The organism is Roseibium sp., assembly GCF_048261595.1.
Taxonomy (GTDB): domain Bacteria; phylum Pseudomonadota; class Alphaproteobacteria; order Rhizobiales; family Stappiaceae; genus Roseibium.
In genome coordinates this window covers 217,189-236,551 of the sequence record NZ_JBLXFW010000005.1, presented here as the reverse complement: position 1 = coordinate 236,551, position 19,363 = coordinate 217,189, and the positions used below count along the sequence as shown (strand labels likewise).

Annotated in this window: 18 protein-coding genes; 2 read left to right on the top strand and 16 right to left on the bottom strand. The window is 59.5% G+C overall.

Annotated elements, in window-relative coordinates; translation table 11 throughout:
- The first annotated feature begins 87 nt into the window (after positions 1-87).
- Complete coding sequence (locus tag ACN0SY_RS16840) at positions 88-996, top strand: ABC transporter substrate-binding protein (protein WP_417689175.1); 909 nt, start codon at positions 88-90, stop codon at positions 994-996.
- A 169-nt stretch (positions 997-1,165) separates the two neighbouring features.
- Here the strand turns inward: ACN0SY_RS16840 and ACN0SY_RS16835 are convergent, their stop codons facing one another.
- From ACN0SY_RS16835 to ACN0SY_RS16805, 7 genes are all read right to left on the bottom strand, one after another.
- Positions 1,166-2,101: an SMP-30/gluconolactonase/LRE family protein gene (locus ACN0SY_RS16835; RefSeq protein WP_417689173.1), complete on the bottom strand. Its 936-nt coding sequence runs from the start codon at positions 2,099-2,101 to the stop codon at positions 1,166-1,168.
- The gene (locus ACN0SY_RS16830; protein ID WP_417689171.1) at positions 2,082-3,041 is read right to left on the bottom strand and encodes an ABC transporter permease; all 960 of its coding nucleotides are present in this window, start codon (positions 3,039-3,041) and stop codon (positions 2,082-2,084) included. The genes ACN0SY_RS16835 and ACN0SY_RS16830 overlap by 20 nt, the downstream gene beginning before the upstream one ends.
- 10 nt (positions 3,042-3,051) lie before the next feature.
- Entirely contained in the window at positions 3,052-4,101 is a 1,050-nt protein-coding gene (locus ACN0SY_RS16825; RefSeq protein WP_417689169.1) for an ABC transporter permease, read from the bottom strand.
- Positions 4,098-5,639 (bottom strand): sugar ABC transporter ATP-binding protein, encoded by a 1,542-nt coding sequence (locus tag ACN0SY_RS16820; protein WP_417689167.1) that lies wholly within the window; start codon positions 5,637-5,639, stop codon positions 4,098-4,100. Before ACN0SY_RS16820 ends, ACN0SY_RS16825 begins: the two co-directional genes overlap by 4 nt.
- A gap of 72 nt (positions 5,640-5,711) precedes the next feature.
- Positions 5,712-6,845 carry a sugar ABC transporter substrate-binding protein gene (locus ACN0SY_RS16815; protein ID WP_417689165.1) on the bottom strand — a complete coding sequence of 378 codons (1,134 nt, stop codon included), beginning with the start codon at positions 6,843-6,845 and terminating at the stop codon, positions 5,712-5,714.
- A 120-nt stretch (positions 6,846-6,965) separates the two neighbouring features.
- On the bottom strand, positions 6,966-8,111 hold the full coding sequence (locus ACN0SY_RS16810) for a fumarylacetoacetate hydrolase family protein (protein WP_417689163.1): 1,146 nt from the start codon (positions 8,109-8,111) through the stop codon (positions 6,966-6,968).
- Between the two features lie 66 nt (positions 8,112-8,177).
- Positions 8,178-9,980, bottom strand: a complete 1,803-nt coding sequence (locus tag ACN0SY_RS16805; RefSeq protein WP_417689161.1) for an IlvD/Edd family dehydratase — start codon at positions 9,978-9,980, stop codon at positions 8,178-8,180.
- Positions 9,981-10,203: 223 nt separating this feature from the next.
- Here ACN0SY_RS16805 and ACN0SY_RS16800 point away from each other — a divergent pair, with 223 nt between their 5' ends.
- Positions 10,204-11,271, top strand: coding sequence for a LacI family DNA-binding transcriptional regulator (locus ACN0SY_RS16800; RefSeq protein ID WP_417689159.1), 1,068 nt, complete (start codon positions 10,204-10,206; stop codon positions 11,269-11,271).
- Between the two features lie 167 nt (positions 11,272-11,438).
- On the opposite strand, the gene ACN0SY_RS16795 is transcribed toward ACN0SY_RS16800, so the two are convergent.
- The 9 genes from ACN0SY_RS16795 to ACN0SY_RS16755 form a co-directional block, all read right to left on the bottom strand.
- Complete coding sequence (locus ACN0SY_RS16795) at positions 11,439-12,605, bottom strand: hypothetical protein (RefSeq protein ID WP_417689157.1); 1,167 nt, start codon at positions 12,603-12,605, stop codon at positions 11,439-11,441.
- Positions 12,599-13,213: a hypothetical protein gene (locus ACN0SY_RS16790; protein WP_417689155.1), complete on the bottom strand. Its 615-nt coding sequence runs from the start codon at positions 13,211-13,213 to the stop codon at positions 12,599-12,601. Before ACN0SY_RS16790 ends, ACN0SY_RS16795 begins: the two co-directional genes overlap by 7 nt.
- Complete coding sequence (locus tag ACN0SY_RS16785) at positions 13,210-14,100, bottom strand: VWA domain-containing protein (protein ID WP_417689153.1); 891 nt, start codon at positions 14,098-14,100, stop codon at positions 13,210-13,212. The genes ACN0SY_RS16790 and ACN0SY_RS16785 overlap by 4 nt, the downstream gene beginning before the upstream one ends.
- The gene (locus ACN0SY_RS16780; RefSeq protein WP_417689151.1) at positions 14,097-15,038 is read right to left on the bottom strand and encodes a VWA domain-containing protein; all 942 of its coding nucleotides are present in this window, start codon (positions 15,036-15,038) and stop codon (positions 14,097-14,099) included. Before ACN0SY_RS16780 ends, ACN0SY_RS16785 begins: the two co-directional genes overlap by 4 nt.
- The gene (locus tag ACN0SY_RS16775) at positions 15,035-15,436 is read right to left on the bottom strand and encodes a hypothetical protein (RefSeq protein WP_417689149.1); all 402 of its coding nucleotides are present in this window, start codon (positions 15,434-15,436) and stop codon (positions 15,035-15,037) included. The genes ACN0SY_RS16780 and ACN0SY_RS16775 overlap by 4 nt, the downstream gene beginning before the upstream one ends.
- Positions 15,423-16,115: a DUF58 domain-containing protein gene (locus tag ACN0SY_RS16770; protein WP_417689147.1), complete on the bottom strand. Its 693-nt coding sequence runs from the start codon at positions 16,113-16,115 to the stop codon at positions 15,423-15,425. The genes ACN0SY_RS16775 and ACN0SY_RS16770 overlap by 14 nt, the downstream gene beginning before the upstream one ends.
- A 140-nt stretch (positions 16,116-16,255) precedes the next feature.
- The gene (locus ACN0SY_RS16765; protein WP_417689145.1) at positions 16,256-17,206 is read right to left on the bottom strand and encodes an AAA family ATPase; all 951 of its coding nucleotides are present in this window, start codon (positions 17,204-17,206) and stop codon (positions 16,256-16,258) included.
- Between the two features lie 87 nt (positions 17,207-17,293).
- Positions 17,294-18,619 carry a histidine kinase gene (locus tag ACN0SY_RS16760; RefSeq protein ID WP_417689143.1) on the bottom strand — a complete coding sequence of 442 codons (1,326 nt, stop codon included), beginning with the start codon at positions 18,617-18,619 and terminating at the stop codon, positions 17,294-17,296.
- Positions 18,619-19,290 carry a response regulator gene (locus tag ACN0SY_RS16755; RefSeq protein WP_417689141.1) on the bottom strand — a complete coding sequence of 224 codons (672 nt, stop codon included), beginning with the start codon at positions 19,288-19,290 and terminating at the stop codon, positions 18,619-18,621. Before ACN0SY_RS16755 ends, ACN0SY_RS16760 begins: the two co-directional genes overlap by 1 nt.
- Positions 19,291-19,363 lie beyond the last annotated feature (73 nt).

Here is a 19,363-nt window from a genome sequence, read left to right as displayed (position 1 = left end):
CAAACTCCCGATTGACAAACAAATTGGATTCGTCAGATACACCCGTTTAATTCTTGAGGCAAATTCTCATAATTTGGAGGAGTTCTAATGAAGGTGTTCTTGAAAGTTCTGGGAGCACTGCCCCTTGTTGCCATGCTCGCAGGAGGCGCCGCCCTGGCGCGGGATGTAACGGGCAGCATGGGCACCGTGAGCGTTCCGGATCAGCCGAAGCGGGTCGTCGTCCTGACCAACGAGGGCACCGAAGCCCTGCTGGCGCTCGGCGTGACCCCGGTCGGTGCGGTGAACTCCTGGAACGGCTCGCCCTGGTGGGATCATATTTCCGACGCAATGGAAGGGGCCGAGCCGGTGGGAAAGGAAAGCGCGGTCAACCTGGAGATGGTCGCCGCGCTTGAGCCTGACCTCATCCTCGCGAACAAGCAGCGCCATGAGAAGATCCATTCCCAGCTGTCCGCGATCGCACCGACCGTCATGTCCAAGGAACTTCGCGGCGACTGGAAGATAAACTTCCGTCTATATGCGGAAGCACTCGGCAAGGACACTGAAGCCAACGAGGCGATCAGTGCCTATGATGACGCGGTCGCGTCCCTTCGCGACAAGCTTGGTTCGTCGCTCGATGAAGAGGTCTCCGTCATACGCTTCGTTCCCGGGCAGATCCGCATCTACCAGCTCGACAGCTTTTCCGGCGTTCTGTTGAAGGATATCGGCTTCAAGCGTCCCGCAAACCAGAATGTCGAGGAATTTGCCATTCGCACTGGCAAGGAAAGCATTCCGCAAATGGATGGCGACCGGATCTTCTATTTCACCTACGACACCGGAGACGGCAAGGGCCGGTCTCTCGAGGACGAGGTTCTCGCAGATCCGCTCTGGCAGTCTCTTTCTGCCGTGAAGGCAGGCAAGCTCCACAAGGTCAGTGATGCCATCTGGAACACCGCCGGCGGTATCATCGCCGCGCGGCTGATGCTTGACGACATCGCCGGAATATACGGAGTGAAGTAGCCAGTTCGCCCGCAAGCAACCAGATGCCGGCCCTCTGCTATCGCCCATGAGTTGCAACGGCTGGCGTCTGGAAAACCCTCACCATTCACGATGGTGAGCGACCGGGAGCAACTGGCAAGCGCCTTGCGGATACCGTGCCTGCTCTACCACTTCACCCACCCCGGCTGTTTCAGCGTAGGCCCCTGGCGTTCACGTGAATCGAGTAAACAGAGGTCGTGGCGCAGATCAGAAGGCGATTGAGCTTCGGACCGATGAAACACAGATTGGCGACGACTTCCGGAACGAGGATCTTGCCGAGCAATGTGCCGTTTGCATCGTAGCAGTGCACGCCATCGCCGGCTGACGTCCAGATGCGCCCCTCGGCATCCAGCCGGAAACCATCGAACAGCCCCGCGTCACTTGTGGTGATCAAGCGCCCCGCTCCCACCCGAGCGCCATCACCCGACACCGGATAGGCGCAGATCTTCGGGGTACACGCCGGATCGTGGGTGAAGCCGGTGTCGGCAACATAGAGCAGCTCTTCGTCGCCTGAGAACGCCAGCCCATTCGGCTGCACCAGATCGGTGACGACACATTTCACCTCTCCGTCCGGACCGATCCGGTAAACATTGCTGGCATTGATCTCGGAAGCCGCAGCGTCGCCTTCGTAATCGCTATCGATGCCATAAGTCGGATCGGTGAACCAGATCGAGCCATCGGATTTCACGACAACATCGTTCGGCGAATTGAGCCGCTTGCCATCGAATGCGTCTGCAAGAATGGTTCTCGATCCGTCATGTTCGATCCGGCTGACACACCTGCCCTGATGCTCGCAGGAAACCAACCGCCCCTCGAGATCGACCGTATGGCCATTCTGATTGAAGGCCGGCCGCATGAACTCCGAGACTGATCCATCCGTTGCATCCCACCGCATGACGCGGTCATTGGGAATGTCCGACCAGATCGCGTATTTGCCGGCGGGAAACCAAGCAGGACCTTCGCACCAGCGGCCGCCTGTCCAGATCCGCTCAAGCTTCTCATTTTGATGCACCAGCTTCGCAAAGCCGGGTTCATGCAACTCATACAAATCAGACACGATCCCCTCCCTACGCCGATACCTTGGCATTCCGCCCGTAGACCAGCAGCATGCCGACAATGACCGACCCGTAGATGACCTGACGTCCGGCTTCCGGCATTTGCATGATGGACAAGACCGAGTTCAAAAGCACGATCAGAATGACGCCGACGAGCGTTCCCAGATACCGTCCCTGACCGCCAAGAATGCGTGTTCCACCAATCACGACGGCAGCGATTGCCGGCAGCAGGAAGGGATTGCCCATTCCCTGATAGGCCTTGGCGGAGTAGCCGGCAAGCAGGACGCCGGCGAGCCCGGAACACAGCCCCGAAATGATGAATGAGCCGACGATCACGCGCCGCGTCTTGACGCCGGACAAAAATGCGGCGGCTTCCTTGTTGCCGGTCGCGTAGATTTCACGGCCGAACGCAGTTCGCTTGAGGCCGACGGCAATCACGACGGACACGATGCCCCAGATGAAGATGGCGACCGGGATGCCGACCAATTTGCCTGATGCCAGGAACCGCATGAAATCCGTTGCCTGGTCCGCAGGAGCGAAACCGCCGGTATGAGCCACCATCAGACCGCGCATTACACTGTCCACCCCAAGGGTGAAGATCATTGACGGTATGCGAAGGAATGCCACCCCGAAGCCGTTGAGCAACCCGACGGCAAGACCGACCGCCAGACCCGCCGGTACGGCCAGTTCCCCGCCAACGGTCGCAGCCATCATGGCAGCCGCCGTCATGGTCCAGGGAACCGACAGGTCGATGTTTCCGAGCAGGATCACGATCATCATCCCGGCAGCAACGATGCCCAGAAATGCGCCGGTTTGAAGCTGCTGCAGAAGATAGGTCGCCGACAGAAGCGGGACTGTGCCCTGAGTGGCCAGGGTATAGCCCGTGCCCACCGCCAATATGACAAGGATGAAGGACGCCGCAATCAGGATGGGCTTGTCTTCGGTTTTAAGGTTCGAAATGAACGAGAACATGATGCAGCACCTACCGGAAGAGCGAGAGACGGTTCTTGACGGAGATGGTTCTCAGTGCACTCAGGCTGACAGCCCCCAGCAAAACCATGCCTTCAATGAGTGGTTGAAGCAGCGGATCGATCGACAGGATCCGGAAGTAGAACGCCATCATGCGCAGTAACAGAGCGCCTACGAGCGATCCGATGGCTCCGCCAATTCCACCCAGCAACGACGTTCCGCCCAGGACAACCGCCGCGATCGAGTTCAGCGTGTAGGAACCGGCCTGCGTAATATCGGCATTGCCCGAAGACGTCTGAATGGCAAGGTAAAGCCCGCCGCAAGCCGCGAAGAAACCCGCCAGAGTAAAGGCTGCAAGCTTCGCGCGGTCGATCGGTAGCCCTGACATGAATGCGGCACCTTCAGCAGACCCGATTGCGTAAACCGTCCGGCCAAGGACCGTGCGCTTGAAGGGAATCCAGACGCCAAAGGCAATGATGACCATGATCAGAAGCGGCACAGGCACCGGAGCGAATGGAGCAAACCAGGCGGCATCCGGGTTCCACCAGCCATAGGTGGCAACCAGCTCATAAAGATCATTCGTCAGCGCCCAGCTCAGGTCGTCGTCCACTTCCCCTCCCGGGAGCGGTCGAATGAACAACGCCAGACCTATGGCAACCGACCCGGTCGCCAGGGTTGCTATGATCGGTTGAAGCCGGCCGTAGACGATAATCATCCCGTTCATGAGCCCGAATCCGGCGCCAATAACCAAGGTCAGGACGACGCCAAACGCGATCTGCAATGGCGACCCGAAAAGAAGCTCGGACGCAATACAGTTTGCGAGTGTCATGACCGCACCGACGGACAGATCAAGTCCCCCCAGGAGCACCGGAATCGTCTGCGCCATGGCAACGAAAACGATGGCAACGCTCTCGTTCGAGTTCTGAATCAGCACCGCAGACGAGAACCCCTTGGGGTGCAGCAAATTGTAGATGCACCACAGAAGGGCCAGAATGGTAACAGCGGCGATCAGGGCGGTATTCTGCCGTACAAACATCCCGAGCCGCGATTTATCGAAAGTCATGCCTGCGCACCCTGTGAATGGATTTCAGCACCCGTGTTGATGTTGAGGGATGCACTGACGATTGCCTCTTCGGTGATCCGGTCGCCTTCGAGCTCGGCGACTATCTGGCCGTCGTACATGACCGCCACCCTGTCGCAGCAACCGATGAGTTCGGCGTAGTCGGTCGAATACAGGAGGATTGCCTTGCCCTGCTCGGCCAGGTCCTGAAGCAGACGGTAGATTTCCTGCTTAGTGCCGACATCAATTCCTCGGGTCGGATCGTTGAGCAGAATGATGTCCGGATCGGTCATCAGCCATTTTGCGATCACGACCTTTTGCTGGTTCCCGCCAGACAAGGTGGATACCGCATCATCCGCAGACCCGACCTTGATTTGAAGGTCCCGGATTCCGGCCTCAACGACCGACTTCTCCTTTGCAGGCGACAGGAACGGCCCAATCTGGACATTCTGCAAACTGGCAATCAGAAGATTGTCCGCGATCGACATTGGCAGCATCAAACCTTCCGTCTTCCGGTCCTCCGGCACCAATGCAATGTTCATGGGAGATGATTTTGCCTGATGAGGCGAAACCGGAATTCGCTCCTCGCCCTTGCATCTGATTTCGCCCTCGACCCCGCGAAGGACACCGAAAAGCGCCAGCAGAAGTTCCTTTTGCCCCTGCCCGTCCAGGCCGCCGAGACCGAGGATCTCGCCTTTTCCGAGTTTCAGGTTGACCTTCTTCAGCCGGTTTTCCCAGCTCAGGTTTTCGACGCTGAGTTGCTCATTCCGCGCCTGTGGCGGCCGCTTTTCAGGATACTGCGAGGTAACATCCCGGCCGATCATCAGGCGGACAATTTCCGGATCCGACCGCTCCCCCTTGGCAAAGGTCTCGATATGCTGGCCATTGCGGAACACCGACAGGGTGTCGCACAGGCGATCGACCTCATGCATGCGGTGGGAAATAAAGATACTGGCGACACCGTCCGATTTCAGATCGCCGAGAAGCCCGTAGATCGTTTCCACATCGTGACTGGTCAGAGCCGACGTCGCTTCATCCAGGATCAGAACTTTCGGGTTTTTTCCGAGTGCCTTTGCGATCTCGACCATTTGTCTTCTGGACAGCGAAAGATCGCGGACGAGCGCATAAGGATCGACGTCTTCGCATTGAATTCGCGCGAGCAGTTCCTCGGCGCGCTGACGCTGCCTTTTTCTGTCGATCATGCCCCACCTCCTGGGGGGCGACGCGATGGAAATATTGTCGGCGACGCTCAAATCCGGAACCAGGGACAGTTCCTGAAAGATGCAGACGATGCCGGCATCGGATGCTTCGGTCGGGCTGGAAAAATGAACCTTCTTGCCCGCAACGTGAATCTCACCGCGCGTCGCCGGCAACACCCCTGACATGATCTTGATGAGGGTCGATTTCCCTGCGCCGTTTTCCCCCAGCACCGCATGGATCGAGCCCGCACGGCACGAAAAGTCGACATTCTGAAGCGCTTTTGTCTCGCCAAAATTCTTGGAGACGCCTGACAGTCTTATGATTGGCGTTTCTTCTGCCATTTCAAATTCCCGCAAGAACTGTCCCACCACACAGGGTGGTGGGACAGCAATGGTGTTGGTGATCCGCTGCGATCAGTTGTCAGCTTCGGTCTGCGCCATGATCGACGGACCGGAGATGTTGACGCCGCAGGGCGGGAACTCGTTCACGGTGAAGAAATTGTCCGGAAGATCGCTCCAGTAGTTCACCCCATCTTCGAGCTCATCATAGGTCGCGACCGGCAGCGGCACAGAGATGAGCTGCGGCATGACGTTGCCTTCGAGCGCGGAGACCGCGGCTTTCATTGAGATCGCGACGAGCCCCGGGGACTGACCGATGGAAATGCCTCTAAGCCCGGCATCGGAGTATTTCGCCAGCGCCTTGCGGTATCCGTTTTCGGATTCACCGGAAATCGGCACCATCGCATGCTCGGTGTCGATCAGGGCCTGTACCACACCATTGGTGCCGCCTTGAGCGACAACACCATCGAACTGGCCGTGAACCGCGATCGCGTCGGAAACGACTTTCTGTGCCGTGCCGTCATCCCAGTTGCCGACGACCGAGACAACTTCCCACTCGCCGCCGGACTCATCCAGAACCTGGTGGATGCCGATGGAGCGGTCACGGTCAACCGAGTTGCCGGCCAGACCACGGACTTCGAGAAGCTTTCCGGACGTCTTGCCGTCCTTCTTCAATTCGCTAAGCACGTGAGAGGCGTACATGCGGCCCATTGCGATCTGGTCTTCGTTGACCTGCATGACCTTGTCCGTATCGAGGACGTTATCGAACGGCACGAGCACCACGTCATTTCGGTCGGCAAGACGGATCACGCGATCAAAGCCATCTGGCGAAACCGCGATGGTCACGATCGCATCGTAGCCCTGGTTGATGAAGTCTTCGATCGCGCCGAGCTGCACGGCAGCATCCGTTCCGGTCGAGATCACCTTGAGTTCGGAAATCTTGTCCTTGATCGCTGGATCTTCGGCAAACGCCTTGGCGGTCTTGATCATTTGAATGCGCCAGCCGTTGCCAACGAAGCCATTCACGACAGCGATCCGGAACGGACCTTCCCGGCCCTCCCACTGCATGAACTTGGTGTCTTGAGACCATGGTGCGAAGCACGATGGATCGGCTCCAGGACCTTCAACGACATTGGGTCCTGCAATCGCCAGCGAACAGCTCAGCGCCAAGGCAGCTGCAGACATGGTCAGTACTGATTTTCTAATCATAGTCTCCTCCTACGGTCTCCCGTTTGTTGATCGCTTTCCTGCGATCTTTCCGGGGGCAGCTCCTCCCTGCTCCCCAAAGTAATGTCCTCTTCCAGCTCGCATCCGGCTGTTGTCCCAAGCTCAAATGAGCTGTCGGGCTGCCAAATTCCGCATCAGGTGAGACACACCGAATGTCCATTCCGGACACTCTGTCGAAAGCCGGACCTCATTGGTCAGGACGCCAAGCCTGTCCGATGAGATCGTCACCTTGTCGCCGAGCTTGTGCGTAAACCCCTGCCCCGGCTCATCGCGGTCCTCGGTCGGCGCGAAAAGCGTGCCGAGGAACAGCATGAAACCGTCCGGATATTGGTGGTGCCTCCCGATCACCTGGCCCACCAGATCTGCAGGATCGCGACTGATCTCCTTCATCGAGCTGCCGCCTCGCAGCACAAATCCATCCCCGCCCTCGACAACGAGCGTCAGCTCCGCCGAGCGAACGTCATCCAGGGAGTAGCTGTCATCGAAGAGGCGGATCATCGGCCCGATCGCACAGGACCCATTGTTGTCCTTGGCCTTGGAAAGCAGAAGCGCAGACCGCCCCTCCACGTCCCGCAGGTTAACGTCGTTGCCGAGGGTTGCCCCCTTGATCTTGCCCGTGGAGCTGACCGCCAGCACGACTTCAGGTTCCGGGTTGTTCCAGCTAGAGATCGGGTGCAGTCCGACTGCCGCACCACTTCCGACCGACGACAGGGTCTGGGCCTTGGAGAAAACCTCCGCGTCCGGGCCGATACCGACTTCCAGATACTGGCTCCACAAGCCTTCCGCGATCAGCGTTTCCTTCACTTTCTGCGCTTCCGGGGACCCTGCCTTGATATTGCGCAGGCTATCTCCGATCGCCGCACCTACCCGTTCCCGGATTGACTGGGCGCGATCCGGATCCCCCGCTGCCTTCTCCTCGATGACGCGCTCGACCATGGAGCGCGCGAAGGTCACCCCGCAGGCTTTGATCGCCTGTAGATCGCATGGCGCCAGCAAATGCGTGCGCCCAAGGTCCGCGGCAGGAGCACCGGCAATCTCTTCATGCGTCCCGATTGCTGTCCCGGCGGCACCACGTACATATTCGGCAGCATCGTCTCGCTCCAGGACATCTCTCACTGTCGGCGCGCTTTTCGATGTGATGTCAACGAACTGGCCATCGCGAACAGTAACGACCGAAGGCCCCTGCACGGCTGCGTTCCAAACGCGCCCGATGTACAATCCGTTGGCTTCCAGACCCAAATCAGTCACTTCACTTCCTTTTGAATCGTTTGTTCGCTGCGTCTTGTTCACCGCATCGATCGTGCAAGCTGCGGATCAGTGGTTGTTTCTGGGAACCGGCCCACAGCCGACCGCCCTGAACTCAGTGGCACCTTCCAGGACCATCCCGTCTTCGAACTGGGACACGTTTTCACGGAAGATCTTTTGCCAGGGCGTTCCGTTTTCAGGACGCTTGTAGCCGCCTGCCTGCCGCAAACTTTCATGGCGTCTTTGCAGCTCTTCGTCGCCGAGCAGCACGTTCACCGTGCCATTCTTCAGATCGATCCTGATGCGATCGCCATCCTGAAGAATCGCCAGGCCGCCGCCGGCCGCAGCTTCTGGCGAGGCATTCAGGATGGACGGCGAACCGGATGTGCCGGATTGACGGCCGTCGCCGATACAGGGCAGCGCATTGATGCCCTGACGGATCAGATAGGCCGGTGGGCGCATGTTCACGACTTCTGCCCCGCCGGGGTAACCAATGGGTCCGGCGCCCCGCATCACGAGAATTGTATTGACGGAAGCCTTGAGTTCCGGGTCGTCGATGCGCTTATGGAAGTCTTCCGGCCCATCAAACACCAGTACGTCTCCCTCAAAGGCCTCGGGATCTTCCGGGTTCTCGAAATAGGTCTTGTGAAAATCACTGGTCACAACGCTGGTCTTCATGATCGCGCTGTTGAACAGATTGCCCTTGAGGTTGAGAAATCCGGCCTTTGCCTTCAGCGGTCTCGTGACCGGGCGGATAACGTCTTCGTTCTTGCTGGATGTACCGCGGTAATTGGCATCGAAACTGTTGCCGTTGCAGCCAACAGCCATGGGATCCGGAACCAGCCCCGCATCAAGGAGGCTTCCGGCCACCGCCGGAACACCGCCTGCGCGGAAGAAGTCTTCGGACAGGTACTCGCCTGCCGGCTGGAGATTGACCAGCAAGGGAATCTCATACCCGTTTGCCTGCCAGTCATCATTTGTCAGGTCGACGCCAATGTGACGCGCGATTGCATTCAAATGGATCGGCGCGTTTGTAGAGCCCCCGAGCGCTGAACACACGGCAATCGCATTGAGGAATGCCCCCTTCGTCATGATGTCGGACGGCTTGAGATCCTCCCAGACCATCTCGACGATGCGCCGGCCAGTCTGGTAGGAAATCTGACCCCGTTCGCGCAACGGCGCCGGGATTGCCGCGGATCCGGGAAGCTGCATCCCAAGGGCTTCTGCGAGCGAATTCATCGTGCTCGCCGTTCCCATCGTGTTGCAATAGCCGACAGAGGGTACCGACGCCGCCGCCATCTCCAGAAACTGGTCCTCGTTGATCTCGCCGGCAGCCAGCAACTGCCGCGCTTTCCAGACGATGGTGCCGGACCCGGTCCGCTGGCCATTGAGCCAGCCGTTCAACATCGGGCCGACGGACAGTGCAATGGCCGGGATGTCGACGGTTGCAGCGGCCATCAAAAGTGCAGGTGTTGTCTTGTCGCAGCCAATATTCAATACGACGGCATCGATTGGATAACCGTAGAGCGCCTCCACCAAACCCAGATACGTCAGGTTTCGGTCGAGCATTGCCGTCGGTCTTTTTCCGGTTTCCTGGATCGGGTGAACCGGTATTTCAAGCGGCGTGCCGCCAGCTGCGGTAATGCCGTCCCGTACCCGCTTCGTGAGCTCCAGATGATGGCGATTGCAGGGGCTCAAATCGCTCCCGGTTTGAGCAATGCCGATAATCGGCTTCTTGGAGCGAAGCTCTTCCCAGGTCAGACCGAAATTGATGTATTTTTCCAGATAAAGAGCTGTCATTTCCGGGTCGTCAGGATTGTCAAACCACTGACGCGACCTCAAATGATCCGGATTTTTTCGGACCTTGGTCAAACTTCCCTCCCCCAAACGTCACGCAAGTAAACAGCAAGCACCACAATCGGCTGCCGGTCCTTGGAGTCCTGGTCCTGTCTGCATGCTGCAGACGGTCCTTCGTCTGCTCAGCATCGCAATCATTACCAAGACTGGTATCGATACCGGTATCGATACCTTTACTGAATCATGATGCAATGGTCAACTGGGGAGACTGCTTTGAAATCCCGGTCACTCTCCACTAGTGTCTGCGGAACCGCAGCCGACCCTGAGTCGAGCCCGTGCAGCGACAAGGCGAATTGCATTGAAAAAAAGAGTTACATTGAAAGACGTTGCCACGGCCGCCGGAGTGAGCACCATGACCGCGTCGCGGGGACTGCGCGGCGCGAGTGACGTATCTGAAGCCAACATTCAGAAGGTCAGGCAAGCCGCACGGGAAATAGGCTACGTCGGAAACCATCTGGCTGCGTCGCTGACCAAGCCGCGATCAAATCTCATTGGCGTCGTTATTCCTAATTTGACCAACGTCGTCTTCGCCCACGTCATGAGCGGGATCACCCAAGCTCTTGAGGGGAAAGGCTTCCAGCCAGTGTTCGGCGTCACTGACTATGACCCGGAAAAGGAACACGAGGTCGTCAAGAACATCCTCTCCTGGCGCCCCGCCGGTATGATTGTCACCGGCACCAATTTCCCGGATCACACCAGACTTATCTTGAAACAAGCAGAAATACCGCTCGTTCAGATCATGGATACGGATGGGGAGTTCATCGATTCTGCAGTTGGCTTTTCTCACGAGAAAGCCAGCTACGACATGACCAGGACGCTGATTGCCAAGGGCCGAAAGAGCTTCGGGTTCATCGGCTGTAACCTGGAGCGCGATTTCAGGGCGGCAAAGCGCCACGCCGGGTTTCTTCGGGCGCTCGCAGAAGCCGGCCTCCCGTTGAAATGCGAGTTCCTGGACAATGAGGTATCTTCGGTCTCAATTGGACGCACACTTGCTGCCCAGGCCCTCGAGACAGCGCCTGACCTCGATTGCATCTACTTCTCCAATGATGACATCGCGGCAGGAGCCCTTTGCCATTGCATCGATGCGAATATCGCCGTTCCGGACAGACTGGCGCTGGTCGGCTTCAACGGCATGGATATCGCTCGGAGCTTCCCGGGGAAAATCGCAACCTCCATCACGGACAGGGTAGCAATTGGATCGACTGCGGCATCGCTTCTGCTGGAACGAATTACCGCCCCGGCTCCCCTGCCGTCGCAATGCATCGTGTTTGAACCTATTGTCGACCTTGGCGCTCTGGAGGGCTGACCAAAGCGCCCTCCTCGGTCCACCCTCACCTAGCGTCGTTTGCCATCCAGCAGGTCAGAAACCTGTATTGCTCGTCACGACCAACGCTTTGACTTAACTAAGGTATTTCCGCTATACATTTGTTACAGATCGACCGAGGCAACAGGACCTATCCTCCTCGGCTTAAATCATCTTCGTCTCCGGTCGAGAAGATCTCTCAGAAACCGCTCCGGATCGAATGATTGCGACCCGGACGATTTTGCGTAGATCGCACGATCCAGCTCGGTCGTCGCCCCTTCGGGAACCTTAAGGCCCAGAGCTTGACGTCTTGAAAGATAGTCTTGCGCAGCAGAGCGAAGCACGAACAGATCGGTTTGTCTCACGGATCTTCTCAAGGCGCGACGGGTGGGATCAAACGGTGAGAGCCGTTTCACGACCTGAATGATGTCCCTCCCCTTACGCCTTGTGAGAGCAGAGAAAACCACCAATAGCCCCGTCAACAGTCCGGCAGCGAAAGCCGCGATCAGTCCATGAACCAGTGACATTGGCGGCCCATCAACCCCTGATCGGTTTGCAGAAAAACTCGCATAGCCGAAGGGTATTGCCGGAATTTCGGCTGTTCTCATCTCGCGGGAGACTGTATCGAACCAGGGTATCGTGATCGGTGGCAGTACACCGGGCTCTCCGGTTTTCGGGCGCAAATGCCATTCCCAGATGACAGTTGTCTCCGGGCCGGAGGGCGTAGGCTTGGTTTCACGCACCTCCGGCGCCGTGAAGGTAATCAGCCAGGGCTGCCGGATTGCGGGACGTGCAGGCAAAAGATGAGCGAGGGTGTCATCAGCCCGCAGGGTGACCGTCCGGACTAGGGTTTCGCCGTCGCGCAAATTCCCTGGCGACGCCGACAGGTGATCTTCCACCGTCAACACTCGCGCGGCCAGAGGGGCGGTGATCGCCGGAAACGGCGCAGCCTGTATGGTCACCGGATCGGCCTGCACATCAAGAACCTCGCGTCCCCCACTTGCACTGACAAGCGTGAGGCGGTGCGTAACGGGCCCGATGGTGACCGGCCCTTCGCGACGAGGGAAAAGGGCTATCCGGCGCTCGAGAACCTTGACCATTCGTCCATCGACACGCTCATCCCTCCAGCTATCGCGAGCGAGCTGCATCCAGTCATAGTCTTTCGAGTCAGGAAAGATCATATTTTCCAGAGCGATCCGCCGAGTATATTCGCCGCGGATGGTGACCGCGACCATTTCGCCGACAACGGGATCGGAATGAGAAGTGAGCAGGCGCAGGCTTTCGGCGCGGACGCCCCCGGCCAACAGGACGAAAAGGACTGCCAGCCGGATCACCATTGTTCCCCCCCATCCGGCCGTATCAGGCCGAGGCCTGCCCGGCGCTCGTATTCCTTTTCAAGGCGAAGACGCAGAAATTCGCCCGGATCATCGGAAATGGTCTCGAGCCATTCCTCGGACGCAGCAAAACCTCGAGCAGTCACCTTTCGCTGCCACTCGGCATCCGGGGTCCCGGGCCAGCCCCATGGACTTTCCTCCCCGGTTCCCGAGCCAACTCCATGTCCGGGAAGGCGCCCTGGGGCAATACTTTCACCCCTCGTCTTTTCAATCATGGCGTCGACAAGATCGCGCATTTCTCGGGCTTCCGCATCAGCCGGGTTGGCGAATAGAACCGCATCCAAGTAAGCGACTGAAAGCGCATGCTTCTGTGTGGCTGCAAGTGTCAGCGCCCGGTTGAATGTCTGGCCACGCCCTGCCGCTTCCAGATGCTTGTCTGCAGCTTCGAAATCACCAGACCGATAGAGCGCCAGCCCCTTCGCTGCAGGTGTCGCGAGAAAAGAGCTGGCACCCTGGTATCCCGACCAGAACAGCAGACGCCCCCAGGCCGCGGGACCGGAAATGGCAACGCAGACGACGCCGATCAGGAGCCCAATCACCGAGCGCTTCATATCGTCCTCCGGAAAAGGCTCATGAGCGGGACCAGCGCAAGTATGGATATGAAAGGCCCCAGATCCAGAAAACGGAGGGGGGAAATCGCCTGGGCGTCACGCCAGTGGCTTGCTTCCGACAGCTGTCGTAGGACCGGCTCCGGGGCACGCGCCGCTGCGATCGCAGAAACACCCGGCAGTCGGTCAAAGATGTCAGGCGGAACGTCCGGGCCCGCAGTGCCGGAAAGTGTCAACAGCAAAAGCCGCGCTCCACTGCTTGTAAGCCGCTCGGCCTCTGCAACCGAAGCAGCGTCCATACCGCCGCCGTCCGAAATCAGGACCAAATCGCCGTCGGAGAAAGTCGAAAGCATTTGCCGCGCCAGAGCAAACGCCGCCGCTGGGCGACTGCCCTGCCCTGGCATTGTCTCGGGTCCGAGCACCGCAATTTGTGTTTCCAGGGTGGAAGGATCCACAGTCGGGGCGGCAACATCGTAGGCCTCCCCATCATAGAGGATCAGACCGACGGCGCGCCCACCGGCAGCAGCCAGGACCTGCGCTGCGGAAGCCTGGGCATCGGCCAGCGCCGGGCTCGTCGCGACGGAGCGCGACATATCAATGGCGATCAAGATAGCCCCGCTTCCCGCAAGAAGAGGAGCGTCGTCACGGGGTACGGCCGGACCGGCAAGACCAATGGAAAGCACCGCCGCCGCCAAAAGACAGGAGGCCCCGGACTGTCTTGTTCCCACGTGCAGATGTCCGAGTGTTTGCATGGCGCGCAGCATCCGTGTCGGCATGACATGTCCCCAGCCTCCCGCGTGAGGCACACGCCGCCAGGTCCAAAGCGCCAGGAGGATCAAGAGCGGTAGCGCGACCAGCCACCCGGGCCTCAACAGAACAATTTCCGTCATGATGGTCTCTTCAATGCGAGCAGGAGCAGCAGTCCGAAAGCGACTGCAGCAGGCCAGACCCATAGAGAACGCCAATATCTTAATGGTGGGCGACGCATCGGGCTTGGTTCCAGCCTGTCCAGTGTCGCTGCCATTTCTTCAAGGTCGGTCATGGTGCGAACACGAAAGCTGGTACCCCCACCGGTTTCAGCCATCTCTCGAAGGGCCGCCGCATCAACCGCATCGCGGGATTTAGGCTGGCTTTCCAGGTCGTCTGGGCCCAGCGCAATGGTGTGCACGCGAATTCCATGCAGCACAGCCAAACCGGCCACATCGTTCGCGCGCACCTTTCCGGAGGTGTCGACGCCATCGGAGAGCAGGACGACAACCTTGCTGGTAGCTGTACTGTCTTTCAGCCGGTTGACCGCAAGCCCAAGCCCGTCCGAGATGGCTGTCGCCCGGCCCGAAATACCGATCTGCGATGTTTCGATGGAGCGGGCCACCGACGCGACATCAAAAGTTGCGGGCTGGGCAACATAGGGACGCTCCCCGAAGATCACGAGACCAATACGATCTCCTTGGCGCGCAGCGACAAAGCCGGACGCGACCTTCTTGACCGCGTCAAGCCTCGACAACGGTGTGCCGTCCAGTACGAAGTCCTCCTTGACCATGCTCCCGGAAAGATCGAGGACCAGAATGATCTCCCGACCCGAAAATGGAAGAAGATCGGTTGTTTCCGAGGTTCGCGGCCCGGCCAGCGCGATGATGAGAGCAATCCATGAGAGGATCAGCATCAACGTCCCAGAGCGATCACCCTGACCAGCCGAGAATTGAGCCGCGGAGAACATGGAGAGCGGAACTTTCAGTGCTGTTCCGCTGTCGCCGGTCTTCGTCACGAACCTGAAGATCAACAACGGGAGAGGCAGAAGCAGCAATGCGGCTGGAAAGGCGAAGCTCATGGCGAAGCAGGTCCGAGCGGGTCGTTGTCCGTCCTGAAAGTCCGGGAAATTCTCGCTAACGGGATCAGCGGCCTCTTCCTGAGAGCTGCCTGCTCCATTTCTTCTCCGGTCGGCATCGGCCCAATTCCGTAAGCGGCCGGGCGAAGGTCGTCCGGCAAATGTCCGAGAACACGTGCAATCGCCAGCAGGCGCTCTTCAGGGGGAAGGTTTAGGGTCGCCCGGATCAGTGATTTTCTGGAAAGACGGCGCTTTACGAATGGCATGGACGAAAGCGAAACAAGGGCTGCAACGATCAATCCCAGGCCGAACAAAGCCAGCAGATCGGCGGGATGCAGGGTAGTCAGTTCAGGTGGCAGACGCCCTGCAGGCAAGGCCTCTATCAACTCAGCCTGCGTCATCTGCAATGACCTCCACCGTGACATTCAGCGCCCGCATCCGTGTACTCAATGGCGTTTTGTCGAACGAACTCAACCGCGCAAACCGGCTCGTGTTTCCGCAACGGATCGGCAACGGGAGCGAAGGCGGCGCTGCCTCGGCAGGATCGAGCGGGCACAACAGCGTTACCCGTCTGCGGCGCGCCAGCCGGCCGAGCGCCGCTGCGTCCTCTTCCGCAACTCCCTGTGTGTCACTGGCCAGCCAGACCCGGGCGCCCGCCGGCACCAGCTTGGCGGCGCGTGCCAAGGTTACAGACAGGGAACAGGATCCCTGTTCCATATCGAGCGCTTTGTCATGCTCATGCGCCAGCAATTGCGCGATGGCAGTCATGTGCTGAATCCCGGTACGGGCTGGAAGAGCCGATATGCGGGAACGCGTCAAGGTGAGCACGGCAACGGAAGCCCCCTGATCGATGACCTCCCAGCCACGTCTCGCCAGGAGCCTAGCCGCCCTGACCGAGCGCAGCGACGAGGAGGTTCCCCAGAGCATTTCCGGCCTGAAATCGGCAATCAGAAGCACCGTATTGTCTCTGTCTTCATGAAAACTGCGGACATGCGGGCGCCCGGTGCGGGCCGTTGCCGCCGGATCGATCCGGCGAGTGTCGTCCCCTTCGGAATAGGCACGGATCTCGCGAAGATCCATTCCGCCCCCCGGCGATCTGGCCGGTACAGCGCCCGGTCGACGGGTCGCCGGCCGATGTTTTCGCCCAATGTCCGGCAGCTGACGCAAGGCCATCAGTTCCTCGCAAGAGAGGCGAATGCCGGGGTGGTTCAATGTGGCGTTCACCATGGCGCGACCTGCCTCAATATGTCATCAACCAGGCTTCGACCGGTGCGCCCCTCGCTCACCGCCGCCCAACTCGGGATGAGCCGGTGGGCAAGAACGTCCCGGACAAGCACCTGCGCGTCTTCCGGCAAGCCGTAATCGCGGCCGCTCAACCATGCCCGGGCACGTATCGACCCGGCCAGCGCAAGCGTGCCGCGCGGCGAAACAGGATGCTCAACCCATTCGGCCACAACTCCGCCTTCCCGCGTGGCCATGACCAGGCGCACGATGAAATCCTTGAGGGCCGGCGAGAGATGCACCCTGGCGACCTCTGCCTGAGCGGCACGCAGCTCCGCGGATGACATCGGCAACGCCGGAGCCACCACCTGAGCGATATCCTCGGCCTCGACCAGGTCGAGGATCTTGCGCTCCTGCTCTGCTTCCGGCAGCCCCAATGACAGATGCAGGAGAAAGCGGTCCATCTGCGCCTCAGGCAAAGGGAAGGTTCCCTCGTGCTCGATCGGGTTCTGGGTGGCAACGACCATGAACGGATCCGGCAATGCCCGGGTCACCCCCGAGGTTGTCACCTGCCTCTCCGCCATCGCCTCCAACAGCGCCGACTGGACCTTCGGAGGCGCGCGGTTGATCTCGTCAACCAGGACAAGGGAATGGAAAAGCGGCCCTGGCAGAAAATCAAAATCACCAGTCTCGGGCTTGAAGATCTGGGTGCCGGTCAGGTCGGAAGGGAGCAGATCGGGCGTACACTGGATGCGGCCCTGGCTCCCCGGCAAATGTGCTGCAAGAAGCTTGACCGTCCGGGTCTTGGCAACGCCGGGAGGCCCCTCGATCAGCACATGGCCGCGGGCCAGCAATGCGATCAGCAGGCACTCGACCATGTCATGATGCCCGATGAGCCCAGCGGTGACCTCCGCCTGTAATCGCGTGATCGGATGGCTTATATCGTCCATACGCGTCCTCCTCATATGGGAGGATGAGCGCGATAGCCCGGCCGCGCCAGAGAGGTCTTCCCGCTGCATCCGGGAAGATATCCCGGATCACCGGGAAAGGTGCACGCTCGCCCGCATTCCATCATTGAAGGGCGCCAGTGTGAAGCTGCCCCCCAGAGCATTAACCCGCTCGCGGATGCCCAAAAGACCATATCCATCTCCATCTGGAACATCCGCGCGGACGCCGCCGTCATCGGACACGGTCAGGGCAATCTCCTGACCGGCCTCCAGTCTCACCGACACGGTCTTCGGAGACCCATGGCGGATGGAATTCGTCAGACATTCCTGGGCAATACGGTAGAGACTGAGCGCGAGGTCGTCTGTAACGGTGTTCAGGTCACCTGCCAGATCCAATGTGAACCTCACGGCTGGCAATCTGCCGCGCCACCCGGCAACAAGACGCTGAAGCGCCGCGTCCAGACCGAGTTCATCCAGGTCTGGAGGGCGCAAGCGGGAGAGTTCCCCGCGCAAGCTATCCATCATCTGAGCCGAGATTTCGGCGATCCGCACACCGTCCGATGCCGTCGGCTCTCCTGACTGCGCAACAGCCGTCGCGAGCGCCCGCGTCGCCGTCAGGCATTGACCGAACTCGTCATGCAGTTCGCGCGCCAATGCCCGGCGTTCGCTTTCCTGAACCGTAAACAGCTGCCTTGTCAGCTCGGTCCGCGTATCGCGGGCCTCCTGCAGAGCATTTGCAGTATCGTTGAGCGCAAGGCTCAATTGATCGAATTCTTCGACGCGCTGACGTTGCTGGCGTGTCGAGAAGTCGCCACTTTGCAAGCGCTCGATGCCGCGCAGGATTGTCTGGAAAGGCGAGAGAAGACGCGCAACCAGAAGACCGGTCAGAAGCGCTCCGCCAACAGCCATCCCCAGAGCCATCCGCATCAGATCGCCCGTCCGCTCCCAGGCCCCTGCAATGATCACTTCAGGATCGGCAAAAGCCGTGACCTGCGCATTGGAGGCATAGCGCGTCCGAACCGGCAGGGTCACAGGCGCTGGGACCAGTCCTATCCGGTCCGCCAGACGTGAAAACCACTGCGGCGGTTCCGTATCAGTCGCCACGTAAGAGCCGCAACGCCGGTGGTCCGGTCGCTGGTCTGCACCGAACTCGACACAGATACCCGGAGCGATCAGCGTCCATCTGGGAAAGCTCTGCCAGTCACGGAACGCAGGAACCGGAGCAACACCTCCAAAAGCGAGTCCCATGAAATCGGGCCGTGCCGCTATGGCTTGAGCAACCCGCTCGGCAGTGATGTGAGCATCCTCGCGTGCAGCGTCTGCAGTAACCCAAAGGACCCAGGCAGCGCCGAGGAAAACGGACACGAGCCCTGCGGCCAGTACCCGCATGACCAATTGGGGAAGAAGCCCGCGCATCAACCTGGCTGCGTCAGGCCTGCCCGTTGAGCCTTCAGCACAAGGTCGGCATCGCAGGAGGCTTCGAGCTTTGCCCGAACCAGAGAAAGGTTGTTCTGTATCGTCTTGGCCGACAGCCCGAGGCTCCGCGCAATCGCCCTGCCGCTCATCCCGCGGGCGAGAAGTTGCAGGATTTCCAGCTCCCTGCGCGTCAAGGAGTCGATATCACCGTTTCCTAGCGAGGTCTGGGCAAGTTCCTGCGCCATGTCCGAAGACAATGCACGCCGACCGGACATCACTCGCAAGATGACGCCTACCAGCTCCTCGGGAGGGCTGCTTTTGGAAACAAAACCGCGTGCACCTGCCGCCATCGCCTTTTGCGCAAAAATCGCTCCCTGATGCATGGAAACGACGATCACGCGCGCATTCGGATCCCGGGCAAGGATGGCTTCGACCGCGGCAAGTCCGCCGCCACCAGGCATCGAGAGATCCATGAGAACGATGTCGGGGGAATGGGTGACAAATGCATCCAGGGCAGCCTCCCCGTCGCAAGCCTCGGCAATGACGGAGAAGTCCGGCTGACGTTCAAGAAGCCGAAGATAGCCCTCTCGCACGATCGGGTGGTCATCGGCCAGGAGAATACGGATCGCTTCCATGAGGCGAGCATACCGCGCCCCAAATGCCGTGCTCAATGCATCCTTTTTGCGCAAGAAACACGGATTGGCGGCCATGCCGAATGACTTGTACCGCTCAGACAGAACCGCA